General features: G+C 40.0%; 7 protein-coding genes. All 7 read right to left on the reverse strand.

The genetic code is table 11. From position 1 onward, the window contains the following. Window positions 1–194: 194 nt before the first annotated feature. Complete coding sequence (locus DRW42_RS20440) at window positions 195–1,874, reverse strand: alpha-amylase family glycosyl hydrolase (protein WP_244215335.1); 1,680 nt, start codon at window positions 1,872–1,874, stop codon at window positions 195–197. Window positions 1,875–2,020: 146 nt separating this feature from the next. Next, the gene (locus DRW42_RS20445) at window positions 2,021–4,339 is read right to left on the reverse strand and encodes a glycoside hydrolase family 65 protein (protein ID WP_113950692.1); all 2,319 of its coding nucleotides are present in this window, start codon (window positions 4,337–4,339) and stop codon (window positions 2,021–2,023) included. Between the two features lie 127 nt (window positions 4,340–4,466). Beyond that, window positions 4,467–5,150 carry a beta-phosphoglucomutase gene (gene pgmB / locus DRW42_RS20450; protein WP_113950693.1) on the reverse strand — a complete coding sequence of 228 codons (684 nt, stop codon included), beginning with the start codon at window positions 5,148–5,150 and terminating at the stop codon, window positions 4,467–4,469. Window positions 5,151–5,191: 41 nt separating this feature from the next. After that, entirely contained in the window at window positions 5,192–7,105 is a 1,914-nt protein-coding gene (locus DRW42_RS20455) for a glycoside hydrolase family 13 protein (protein ID WP_113950694.1), read from the reverse strand. Window positions 7,106–7,164: 59 nt separating this feature from the next. Continuing rightward, window positions 7,165–8,181, reverse strand: a complete 1,017-nt coding sequence (locus DRW42_RS20460; protein ID WP_113950695.1) for a SusE domain-containing protein — start codon at window positions 8,179–8,181, stop codon at window positions 7,165–7,167. Window positions 8,182–8,200: 19 nt separating this feature from the next. Beyond that, complete coding sequence (locus DRW42_RS20465) at window positions 8,201–9,805, reverse strand: RagB/SusD family nutrient uptake outer membrane protein (protein ID WP_113950696.1); 1,605 nt, start codon at window positions 9,803–9,805, stop codon at window positions 8,201–8,203. A 66-nt stretch (window positions 9,806–9,871) separates the two neighbouring features. Beyond that, on the reverse strand, window positions 9,872–12,838 hold the full coding sequence (locus DRW42_RS20470; protein WP_113950697.1) for a SusC/RagA family TonB-linked outer membrane protein: 2,967 nt from the start codon (window positions 12,836–12,838) through the stop codon (window positions 9,872–9,874). Window positions 12,839–13,166 lie beyond the last annotated feature (328 nt).

Raw genomic sequence — 13,166 nt, forward strand, 5'->3', positions numbered from 1 at the left:
TTCAATTTAATTGCTAGGCGCATGGCGTTGGGCGTTTAGCGATTAATTTTTCTACCACAGAGATCGCAGAGTTTAACACGGAGTACACTGAGAAATATACTCTGTGTATCTCTGTGAATTTCCCTCGGTGTTCTCTGTGGTTAATATCATATCATTTCGCTCAACGCATATCGCTAGGCGCATAGCCAAGTCGATTAAAACTCAATCACCTGAGCGCTAACCGGCGCCAAGGTTACAGGTATACTTGTTCCTGCAGGGATATTTAATTTTTTATCTGTTAACAGCTCGGTAACCGGCGATGAACTTTTAACCTTTAAAACCTGATCTGGAATTTGTATATCAGCATTTAAAGTTTGCGTTCTATCAAAATTGGCAACCACTAATAAGCGTTGTTTACCAGAGTAACGGACAAAAGCATACATGCGGTTATTCATATTGCCGCTAAGGGGCACTTCATAAATTTCACCATTAACAACGGCATCACTTGTTGAAGTTACTTTTAATAGTTGTTTATAATAAGTCCTCAAACTTTGCTGTGCAGCATTTAATTTATGGCCATCAAACAATCCGCCGTTCATCCATTTCTGATGATTGGGAACACCCCAATAATCGAAAATTGTGGTGCGGTTATCGTCGCCACCAAAACCCTCCTTACCTTTACCCGGTTCGCCAACTTCCTGTCCGAAATAAAGCATTACCGGACCAGCGCCCAATGTTGCCGAAACAACCATTGCAGGTAAAGCCAGTTCAGCTTTACCTGCAAATCCTGCCGATGCGATGCGTTCTTCATCGTGGTTTTCTAAAAAGCGTAACATGTGTTTGCCAAAACCAGCACTCTCTACCTGCCACACGTGTTTAATCGCCCCTACATCTGCAGTTGGTTCATTTCTGATTAATTTTTTAAGGCCATCGTATAAACCTACTTTATCGTACAGGTAATCGAATTTACCCTCTTCTAAATATTGCTGGTATACTTTTGGGTTATAGGCTTCTCCCAGGAAAATCAGGTCAGGGTTTACTTTTTTAACCTGTGGAATTACCCAGTTCCAGAATGCAATAGGTACCATTTCGGCCATATCACACCTAAATCCATCAACGCCTTTACGTGTCCAGTAGGTTAAAATATCCCTCATTTTAAGCCATACCGGCGGAATGGGCTCGAAATAAGTTTTCTCTCCGTTCTGATAATCTACCCCATAATTTAACTTGATGGTTTCGTACCAGTCATCATATTTGGGCTGGGCAGAAAATACATTGTTTCCGGTGGCTTTTGCCGGATTTTCCTCAAACTTTCCGTCCTGAAGTTCGGAAAGTGGTGTTTTTTGTCCATTGGTTGGAACCGTTAAAGCCTGACCGGGGATATAATAAAAGTCGTTTTTAGGACTAAATGCTTTAGTTACCTCATCCTGTGCGCCAAAATCAATAACTCCTGATGGTTTTGAATAAGAATGATAACTCCGTGCTACATGGTTGGGTACAAAATCGATTATCACCTTTAAGTTTTTGGCATGCGTTCTTTTAACCAGTGCCTCAAACTCTTTCATCCTGTTTTTAACATCTACTGCCAGATCGGGATCGACATCATAATAATCGCGGATGGCATAAGGCGAACCCGCCCTGCCCTTTACCACATCGGCATCATCAACTTTAATTCCATAAGCAGAATAATCGGTTAGGCTGGCATGGGCAATGGCCCCAGTATACCAGACATAATTTACATGCAGTTCTTTTATGCCATCAAGTGCTTTATCGGTAATATCATTAAACTTACCGGAACCATTTTGTTCAATGGTTCCGTAGGGGATATTGGTGGTATTTTTATTCCCGAACAAACGGGGCAATAACTGATAAATAACGATCTGTTTATCGTTCATTTTGGGACGTTTTTGTGCAAAGGATGATATGGAGAGTATAATAAAGATAGAAAAAAGCGCTCCTATCCTCCCCCTGCCCCCTCCAAACTGGGACAGACGAAATGTTGAGGAAGTGACATTTTCCATTTTACATTTTACCTCTACAATCATACCAACTCAGCGTTATTTACTTCAAGTTCGGTATTTCCGGCCAATTTATAAAACTGGTTCCTGATGCCGATTTCTAAATCTATAGCTGCATGGTTTTTAATGCTGATTCCGTTTTCAGCGATATTGATTTTCAAAGTTGCTCCCCTGAAACCTATGGTAAACGAAAATGATTTCCATTTGCCAGGCAAAAACGGGTTGAACTGCAGTTTACCATCGCGAACACGCATACCCGCAAAACCTTCTACCACGCTCATCCAGGTACCGGCCATAGAAGTGATGTGCAAACCATCTTCGGTATCGTTGTTATAATCATCGAGATCTAAACGGGCGGTACGTAAATAAAATTCGTAAGCACGGGCCTCATCGTTTAATTTAGCAGCCAAAATACTGTGTACGCAGGGCGATAAAGAACTTTCGTGCACGGTACGCGGCTCGTAGAAATCGAAATTACGTTTCAGCGTTTCGAGGTCGTAATCTTCTTCAAAGAAATATAAGCCCTGTAATACATCGGCCTGTTTAATAAAGTTGGAACGTAAAATCCTGTCCCAACTCCATTTCTGGTTAATCGGGCGTTCGCTGGCAGGTAAATCTTTAACCAGAACCTGTTCTTTATCTAAATAACCATCCTGTTGTAAGAAAATACCTAATTTTTCGTCCTGCGGATAATACATCTTCTCGATGATATCGGCCCAGTCCGCAAATTCCTTTTGCTCGAAATTTAAGCTTTTTAGCAGGCTGTTATATTTTTCTGGTTGTAGTGTTTCTACAATTTTTGCCGCTTCGGTGGCATATTTCATGCACCATGTGGCCAGAATATTGGTGTACCAGTTATTATTTACGTTGTTTTCATATTCATTTGGACCAGTTACGCCAAGCATTACATATTGCTGTTTATCGCTGCTCCAGTTAACGCGCTGTTTCCAGAAACGGGCAATACCAATCAGTACCTCTAGGCCGAAATCAGACAGGTAGCTTTCATCTCCGGTGTAACGGATGTAATTAAAAATGGCAAAAGCAATGGCCCCGTTACGGTGGATTTCCTCGAAGGTAATTTCCCATTCGTTGTGGCATTCTTCGCCGTTCATCGTTACCATCGGATAAAGCGCAGCCCCATCTTTAAAGCCTAATTTTGCTGCATTTTCGATGGCCTTACCCAATTGTTTATGGCGGTAAACCAACAGGTTTTTGCTTACTTCCTGAGGTGCAGTAGCGAGGTAAAAAGGCACACAATAAGCCTCGGTATCCCAATAGGTAGAGCCTCCGTATTTTTCGCCGGTAAAACCTTTTGGGCCAATGTTCAAACGGTCGTCTTTACCTGTATAGGTTTGGAAAAGCTGAAAGATATTGAAACGAATAGCCTGCTGGGCAGAAACATCGCCTTCGATAATGATATCGCTTTCTTCCCATTTGTTTGCCCATGCTTCAGTTTGTTCTTTCAATAAAGTATCGAAACCTTTGGCAGATGCTTTTGCAATTACGGATTTGGTTTCTTTTAAAAGTGATTCTTTTGCATAATTTTCGGAAGATAAATTGGCGGCGATTTTAACCAAAGTAATTTCTTCGTTTGCTTTAACTTCCACAACAAAAGTTTGTCCAACGAATTTCTCCCTACGTACCTCTTCCGGATTAATATCCAGTTTCTGGCCGTTTTTATATAATCCGGTGTTACTTCCGGTGCAAACTTCAAATTCGGTTTTCTTTGTCCTTAATTTGATATAAGCTTCAGTTCCACTGATTTCATCAGATACTTTATCCCAGAATTTTTCATCGTAATTACTATCCTGATTTTTAACATCACCATCAATAAAGGGTGTTAAAGTTAATTTTCCATCAAAATTTAAAGGACTGATGCTATAACGAATGGCCCCAACTTCATCATCGGCTATGCTGCAAAAACGGGTTGATTTTACCTTTAAAGTTTTACCGCTTTTTAATTTTGCCGTAAAGCTACGCTCCAGGTATCCGGCGTGCATGTTCAGTATACGTTTAAAATCGCTTACTTCGGCCGTTGCCAAATCAAGAATTTCATCGCCTATTTTCACTTCAATTCCTATCCAGTTGGCCGCATTTAAAACTTTTGCAAAATATTCGGGATAGCCATTTTTCCACCAGCCCACACGGGTTTTGTCGGGGTAGTAAACGCCTGCAACATAATTACCTGGTAAGGTTTCTCCGGTATAGGTTTCTTCAAAATTGGCACGCTGCCCCATACGGCCGTTGCCCAGGCTGAAAATACTTTCTGAAATTTTATTTAAATGTGGATCAAAGCCTTCTTCGATAATATTCCACTCATCTGCTTTAATGTAATTTTTCATAATATAGTATCAAGTAGGAGTAACTGGTATCAAGTAGTTGGTATCAGGTAATTAGTATCAGGTATCAAGATAAATTCATTGTTGATACTTGATTCTTCATACTTTATTGTTGATACTTGATACTCCTTTACAACTCTTCTAAATCTTTAACTGTTAATTTATCTAATCCGCTTACTACCACATCTGCCTGGGTGAGTATGTTTTTTTCGCCGATACCAATGGCTTTCATGCCACCTCTTTTTGCGGCTTCCACACCTGCAACAGCATCTTCAAAAACCACACATTCATCGGGTTTAAAACCTAGAAGTTCGGCTCCTTTTAAAAATACTTCGGGATCGGGTTTAGATTTGGTAACCATATTGCCGTCTACAATTTCATCGAAGAAATGGGCAAGCTCTGTTTTTTCTAAAATAATTCCGGAGTTTTTACTTGCCGAACCTAAAGCCAGTTTGTAGCCGGCTTTGTGTATTGCGGTTAAAAAATCAACCGTTCCGGGCAAAACTTCTGCAGGTGTCATTTTGGTGATCATATCTACATACCAGCTATTTTTTAAGGTAGCCAATTCTTCTTTTTCTGCATCGGTTTTATCCACTCCGCCCCAGGCCAAAATCTTATTCAAACTTTCTACGCGGCTCACTCCTTTTAACTGTTCGTTCTGCTCTTCTGTAAAATCGAAGCCCATGGTATTGGCCAAACGTTTCCAGGCTTTATAATGATAAACTGCAGTATCAACCAGTACGCCGTCTAAATCGAATAAACAAGCTTTAATGGAAGATGTAGGAGGTAATATGTTAGATGTATTATTTTGCATGTTTTTATAACTAGCCGTCGACTGAAGTCGACGGCAATAAATTAATTTAATTCGAGTACCAATGTTGTTTTTGCAGGTACTTTAATGTTTTTAAAATCGATGTTTTCGCCCAAGATTACATTTTTAGCAGTTGTAATTCCGGTTGTTCTTTCTGCAAAGCGATTGGTATTTAATGTTTTTTCTTTTTCTGTGTTGTTTACAATAACCATTACAGTGCCTTTTGGTTCGGCATTGTAGCGGAAATAAACATAAATATCATCCTGTGGTACAAATTGCATCAGCTTACCAGTTTGCAGGGCTGCGCTGTTTTTACGGAAATTAGCAAGCGTTTTTACAAAGTTGAAAGCCTCGTTTTCTTTATTTGTACGACCATCAGCAACAAATTTGTCTTTTTTATCACCTTCCCATCCGCCCGGAAAATCAGAACGGATTAAACCATCTGGGTTGGAAAAGTTTTTCATCAGGATTTCGGTTCCGTAATACATCTGTGGAATGCCCCGCATGGTTAACAGAATACTCATTCCCATTTTATATTTGTCGAAATCTTCGCCCACCATCGAGTAAAAACGGCTCATATCGTGGTTATCTAGAAAAATGCAGTTGGTATTTGGGTTTTTATACAGAAAATCGTGCGCCAGGGTTGCATACAAGCGGTTAACGCCATCAACCCAGCCGTTTTTACCATTTATGCCCTCGTAAATTGCATCTTTTAAGGTAGCATCGGTAATACCCTGAAGGTGCGTATCAAATCCACGGTTAACCGTATTGCCACCGGTAAAAAAAGCCTGATTGGCCACCGCAGTTACCAATGTTTCGCCAAAAACCGATAAATGCGGAAATTCTGCCTGAACTTTTAAAGCCCAGTCGGCCATGTAAACAGGATCGTTATAACCATAAGTATCTAAACGTAAACCATCAATACCGGCATACTCGATCCACCAGATGTGGTTTTGAGTAAGGTAATTTTGCACGTAAGGATTACGCTGATTTAAATCGGGCATTGAAGGGACGAACCAGCCATCTAGCATCTGTTTGCGGTCGGCTGCAGAAGCATGGATATCCATCACCGCCTGGTCGCGGTAACTGGTCTGTGTATATTTTGGCCATTGGTTTAACCAGCTTTTCATTGGTAAATCTTTATAAAACCAATGTTGGGTACCAATGTGGTTGTGTACAATATCTTTAATTACTTTTAAACCCCTGGCGTGGGCAACCTCTACATATTTTTTGTAAAGTGCATTTGTGCCGTAACGCGGGTCTATTTTGTAGTGATCGGTTACCGCATAACCATGGTAAGAAGCATGTGGCATATCGTTTTCTATCTCCGGGGTCATCCAAACGGTAGTTACGCCTAAATCTTTCAGGTAATCGAGGTGATTGATTACACCCTGAATATCGCCACCATGACGGTAGTACATGCTATCGCGGTTTAATGCGGTTTCAGTTAAACCCTGTACCACATCATTGCTTTTATCGCCGTTCGAAAAACGATCGGGCATTAAAAGGTAAATAAAATCTTTGTTGGTTACGCCCTGATTACGGCCTGCACTTTTATCGCGGTTCTTTAATTCGTAGGTGTAAGTAAATATCTTTTTTCCGTTAACCGAAAAGTTAACAGGGAATTTTCCGGCCCTGGCAGACGGAGCAATAGTTAAATCGAGAAAGAGGTAATTCGGATTTTCAACTTTATTAACTTTTACGAGTTTTACCCCCGGATAAGTTAAAGAAACTGAACTTGAAGCAATGTTTTCGCCATGAACGAGCAACTGCAATTTTGGATTATGCATCCCTGTAAACCAGAACATCGGCTCAATGCGTTCTAATTTTTGAGCAAAGAGATTAATGCCTGACAAAAGCATAATCAGGACGGCTAAAAATGTCCTTTTTAAAAAAGAAGCGTTAGTATGAGCATTAAATGGCAACTGAGAAATTGAAAAGGTATGAGATCTGTTCATGCTAAAACTTTAAGGATTTAAAAAGCCCCGCGGTTAAACCGCAGGGCAGATAATAAGGATTAATTTTTAACCATTGTAGCCTTTTTAGCCGCTACATCCAGGGTAATGGTGTAAGTTCCGGCAGCGGTAACGGCAATATTATCGCCACCATTGGTTAAGGTAGCTAAACTACCACCAAGGTTGGTTCCCCAATCGTGGGCAAACCTAAATTTGAATGCACCGGTAGTTAAAGTTGCTTTTATGGTATAGAAGTTTGATTTACCATCGTTGGTTACCTTCATATCAGTATCGGTTCCCCAGCCACCTGCTGTTGCATCACCAATAATCGACCACTCGCTCGGTGTACCAAAAGTATAGGTACCGGTATTTAAGTTAACAGTTACCTGTTTTACCAAAGCATCCGGAGATTTTAGGTTGTCGCCGGCAGCAGTACTGATTTTACCCGAACCTGCATCACCATAGGCAATATCCCATTTTTTTGCAGGGGTAATTTTAAATTCAAGGTTTCCAGGTGTAAAAGCAATCATACCGGTATAAATACCGTTGCTCGATGCTGATATCAAACTATCGGCTGTTGCTGGATCCCAACCCTGATAAGCACCAGGAACGTAAACCCATGCTGAAGCTAAATAAGGGGTGGCGGTTAATGTGATTACGTTTGAGTAAGTTAAATCGTTAACTGCAGCACCTGATTTTAACCTTACTTCTATCTGTGCCGCTGTTCCAACTTTGCCTCCCAACGCTAAAATCATATTGTTCACTTCGGTTATGGTTGGGGCATAAGTTTTAGCAGTTACGGCAATTTCCCTTACCGGAGAGAAATTAGTTCCTTTTAAACCAAATTGTAAACTGGTATTTACCGGCACCACATATCCTGTTGATGTTGATAAAGGATAACTCAGCGTAAGTGCAGCCTGTGCACCATTAGATTGTACCAGGTTTAACGTTGTTGCAGATGCTGTTAAAGTGCCTGCAGGTGTAATGTTCGAAACGGTTTGGGTTTCGTCTTTTTTACACGACCAAAGCGAGATTGCCATAAGGCCAACTGCCAGGGATTTGAAAAATATTGATTTCATCTCTTATTAAAAATTAAGATTAATAACCTGTGTTTTGAACCAAATTCGGATTGGCAATTAAATCGGCCAAAGGAAGTGGATAGAGATTACGGTAAGCTGGCAATGATGCACCTGCCTGTACGCCACCTTTAAAAGGCCACAAATAAGTTGAACCTGTAAATTTACCGTAACGGATTAAATCAGTACGGCGGTGACCTTCCCAATACAATTCGCGGGCACGCTCATCCAGGTAAAAATCAACTGTTAAAGCTGCAGCAGAAACATTTCCGCTGGCATTTCCGTAAGCACGCTGGCGCAATAAGTTTACGTAAGTTAATGCCTGTGCAACACTACCGCCAGAACCACCACGGGCTACTGCCTCACCATAAATTAAATATTGTTCGGCCAAACGGAACAACGGAAAATCAACAGAGCTAAAGGTTCCGTTAAGCGAACGGCCCATGGCACCGGTAGAAGTTATATTTTTAAATTTGGTTACCCGTAAACCATCTTTAAAAACACCAACCTCATTAACTGTAGCTTTATCACCTACAAATACACCCCTTTTATCTAATTTCCCTAAAGTATCAGGAAATAATGCAGGTAAATTCTGACGGGTTCTGTTTCCAGACCAGCCACCATTTGGCACACCATAATCGGATGGACTTCTGTTCATGTATTTATCGGTAAAACCTACCGCTGCATTGATTAAAAATGTTGTACCACCATAATTGGTTCCATTTATACCATCGTAGTTAATGGTTAAAATGTTTTCGGTATTGTTAAGATCGTTATCAGCTTTAAACAGATCCATGTAGTTATCTTTTAATTTATAACTTGCATTGATCACTTTGCCTGAGTAGGTGATGGCTTCGGTATATTTTGCTGTTCCGGTATAAACCTGTGCATTTAAGTATAACCTGGCTAACAAAGCCCAGTCGGCACCCTTATCGGCACGACCATATTCGTTTGTACGTGCATCGGCTAAATCACCTTCAATTGCTTTCAGTTCAGACTCTACATAAGAAAACAAAGCTGCCCTTTGAATCTGTTTAGGATTTACTTTACCAATTGCATCATCTTCGGTAACAAATGGTGGATTTCCGAAAGCATCCAACAATACCCAGTACTGATAAGCACGTAAAAAACGGGCTTCGGCACGGTACTTTGTAACCGCAGTAGCATCGGCTCCGGTAATATTTCTGCTTGCCAGTTTATCGGCTGTGCTTTCGCGCAGAAACTCATTACACAAAGTGATCTGTAAAATACTCCTTGAATATAAACCACGTAAAAACTGGTTATCAGGGGTTGGCGTGCTGTAATCCAGTTCCGGAATACCCACATCGCCCCAGGCACAGATCGCCTCATCGGTTACCAGCTCCTGCGAAGTCCAGAATAACCTTAAAAAATCTGCAAAACCAGAGTTTAATCCACCCACATCACTGTTATCAGATCCTGTAGAACTGGTTAAAGCGTAAGTTGCGTATAGTTTTACTAAACTGTTTTTGTATCCGGCCGGTGTTGCATAAACACTTTCGGCAGTTACATCATTGGTTGGTTTTAAGTTTAAATCGTCTTTTTTACAAGCATTTAAACCCACAACTAAAAACCCCAATGCCAATATTGTTTTAAATGAATTTTTCATTTTCTCTATTTCTTTGATAGGTATAAAACCTGAAGTTTAATAACCGTTAATTCTTCCTGTTATGTATTAAAAACCAACATTTAAACCCAAAGTATACGTTCTGGGGCGAGGGTAAAGATTATAATCGATACCCGAAACCAGTTCAGGGTCTATGCCTTTGTATTTAGAAATAACAAATACGTTCTGGCAGTTTGCCGATATACGCATTGATGTATTACCCGTTTTAGATAATTTGCCCACATTGTAAGACAGGCCAAGGTTATCCATTTTTACGAACGATGCATTTTTGATAAAATAATCGCTTAAATATTGGTTACCTGAACCGCCCGAGAAATTGGTTACATATAAATCAGTGGTAGAGTTATTTAAAATACCCTGCGTACTTAATACATTGTTTCTGATACCAAAGTTTGAAGAAATGTTATCGTAAATGTAGTTACCGATATTTGCCCTTAAAACCGTACTTGCAGTCCATTTTTTATAGGTGAATGAGGTATTGAAGCCTAAAATAACCACCGGATCAGGTGATTTGTAGAAATACTGATCTGCGGCATTCACTGCTCCATCGCCGTTTAAATCCTGATAAACACCCTCTAATGGTTTTCCATCGGCATTGTAAACCTGTTTATATACATAGAATGAGCCAGGCAGTTCGTTAACAGCATTATACTTTAAGTGGATACCAGTACCACCGGTAATGTCGCCTGCATCGATTTTAAAACCAGAGTTAGGATTTAACGTTAGGTTGGTCACCTTTCTTTTGTTGTAAGCTGCGTTTACACCCAGTTCCCAGCTTGTGTTAGCGGTTTTAATGGCCACATAATTTAAGCTTACCTCTGCACCCCTTACATCCATATTACCAACGTTAGTGGTTAATACATTGGTAAAGTTTGTACCTACCGGGATAGTTACCGTGCTTAATAAATCTTTGGTTTTTTTGTAGTAAACATCAATACTACCGTATAATTTTCCTTTTAAGAAACCGTAATCCAAACCAGCATTATAAGTGGTGGTAGTTTCCCATTTCAGGTCGGGATCGTAACCTGCAGGACTGTAATAGTTGTAAAAATTATTACCGATCTGGTATTGACCGTTATTGCTGTTGGCATAGTATTTTGATAAGTAATCGTAGTTACCGATACCATCTTTATTACCGGTTTCGCCATAACTTAAACGCAATTTCAGATCAGATAGGGTTTCGCTGTTCTTTAAGAAATTCTCTCCGATAATTCTCCAGGTAAAACCAACTGAAGGGAAATAACCCCAGCGGTTATTCTCTGCGAATTTAGAAGAAGCATCAGCACGCATGGTACCCGATAAGATATACTTTTCGTTTAAAGTATAGTTAAAACGGCCATAATAAGAAAGTAACTTATTCTGGTCTACCGAGAAAGGAAAAACCGGAGTAGTTAACAATTCGCCAGTACCTTTGTAGGTAGCAAAGTTGTAGCTGGTAACCGCATCATCGTAATAACCATAACCAGCTGTTACATCAAATTTACTTTTGATACTCTCCACCGTTTTGGCATAACTTAAATAAGCTTCAGAGAATTTGTTCATTTCTGTATTTAACCTGTTCGAGTACGATCCGCTTGTTGAAGCACTCTGGGCTGCATACGTAGGCACAATGGTACGTCCGTATCCTTTCGAATAATCGTAACCAACATTTACCACAGCGTGTAACTCGGGCAGAAAATGGAAAGAATAATCCAGTTTTAAATTACCGAAACTTCTTGCTGCATTACCGCGGTTATCCTGCTGCCTGATTAAGGCAACCGGGTTACGTGGCGCATTAGGATTTGGTAGGCCATTTGAGTTTAACCATTCGGAATAACCACCATAATTATTATTGGCATATACCGGTTGGGTTGGATCGAACTGAATGGCTGCACCAATAGCTCCATCATTAGGATATTGCGATTCGCTTAATGAACCTTTTACGTTCAATTCTAATTTTAGGTGGTCAGAAAATAATTTTGGCGAAAGTGATAAAGCCCCTGTAGCCCTTTTCAGTTTACTGGTAATTACCACACCATCCTGATCTAAATAACCACCAGAAACACGGTAAGGCACCCCTTTAAACGAACCGGAGATGCTTAAGTTATTATCTGTAGAAAATGCCGTTTGGTAAATTTCATCCTGCCAATCGGTACTTGCAGTACCCAATAAAGCCTTTTGGGCTGAAGTACCATTTGCATTAACAAAAGCACGCACCTGATCGCCCGAAAGTACATCTACTTTTTTAGCAACCGTAGCAATTGAATTATTGGTACTGAAATTGATTACCGGCTCGCCAGATGCACCTTTTTTGGTAGTAATTAAAATTACTCCATTTGATGCACGTGATCCATAAATGGCGGTGGCATTCGCATCTTTTAAAACGGTAAAAGTTTCGATATCGTTAGGGTTGATTAGTGAAAGCGGACTTGGCGCATTACCAATGCTGTTACCACTAAATGGCACACCATCTACCACAATTAACGGATCGTTACTGGCATTAAGCGAAGCACCACCACGGATACGGATAGTACTACCACCACCCGGAGCGCCACCACCCGAAACGATATTAACACCGGCAACTTTACCCTGTATTAACTGCTCCGGGGTAGTAATGGTTCCTTTCTGAAAATCTTTTGAATTAACAGTGGTAATAGATCCGGTAAGGTTTTTCTTTTCTGCCGTACCATAACCAATTACAACTACCTCGTTCAGCTTTTGTGCATCAGGCACCAGCTGAAAATTTACAGTTGCGTTTGCTGAAACACTAACTGATTTATCAAGGGTTTGGTAGCCGATAAAACTTGCAGATAAGGTAACCGAACCGTCAGCTAAACCTGCGAGTTTAAAATTACCGTTGCCATCTGTTGATGTACTTCTGGTTGTACCTTTTACAATAACAGAAGCACCGGGTAATGGCAAACCGGTTTCGTCAAGCACCTTACCAGATACCGATCCGGTTTGTGCTTTTACCATTAATGCTGAAAAAACCAACAGCACCAAAAGCCCCTGTTTTAACAGGTAAAATACTCTCATATTTGAAGCTCGTTTAAGTATAAAAATTTGGTTAAATATTATAGTGATTTACACATAGGCCTAATTTACAGCTGTTAATGATATTTCAAAATTTATTTAAAAAATATATTTCAGGAGAAAATTTGCTGTTAAAAATTAGCCAGAATACTGCGTTTTAGACGAATCTAAAAAATCACATTAAATAATTGTTAATTTTATAATTATTTCATTATCAATAATATACAAATGTTAAATTTCAATTTAAAGTGTAATTATTACACTAAGCCTTTTTTGGGGTATTTTTCGGGAACGTTCCCGAAAAAAATAGATCAAAATTCCGTCACATTTC

Origin of the sequence: Pedobacter miscanthi (assembly GCF_003315595.1) — a bacterium.
GTDB lineage: Bacteria > Bacteroidota > Bacteroidia > Sphingobacteriales > Sphingobacteriaceae > Pedobacter > Pedobacter miscanthi.

Coding starts and splice junctions, on each gene's coding strand:
- DRW42_RS20460 (WP_113950695.1), bottom strand. CDS start 8,181: ATGAAATCAATATTTTTCAAATCCCTGGCAGTTGGCCTTATGGCAATC.
- pgmB (WP_113950693.1), bottom strand. CDS start 5,150: ATGCAAAATAATACATCTAACATATTACCTCCTACATCTTCCATTAAA.
- DRW42_RS20470 (WP_113950697.1), bottom strand. CDS start 12,838: ATGAGAGTATTTTACCTGTTAAAACAGGGGCTTTTGGTGCTGTTGGTT.
- DRW42_RS20440 (WP_244215335.1), bottom strand. CDS start 1,874: ATGAACGATAAACAGATCGTTATTTATCAGTTATTGCCCCGTTTGTTC.
- DRW42_RS20445 (WP_113950692.1), bottom strand. CDS start 4,339: ATGAAAAATTACATTAAAGCAGATGAGTGGAATATTATCGAAGAAGGC.
- DRW42_RS20465 (WP_113950696.1), bottom strand. CDS start 9,805: ATGAAAAATTCATTTAAAACAATATTGGCATTGGGGTTTTTAGTTGTG.
- DRW42_RS20455 (WP_113950694.1), bottom strand. CDS start 7,105: ATGAACAGATCTCATACCTTTTCAATTTCTCAGTTGCCATTTAATGCT.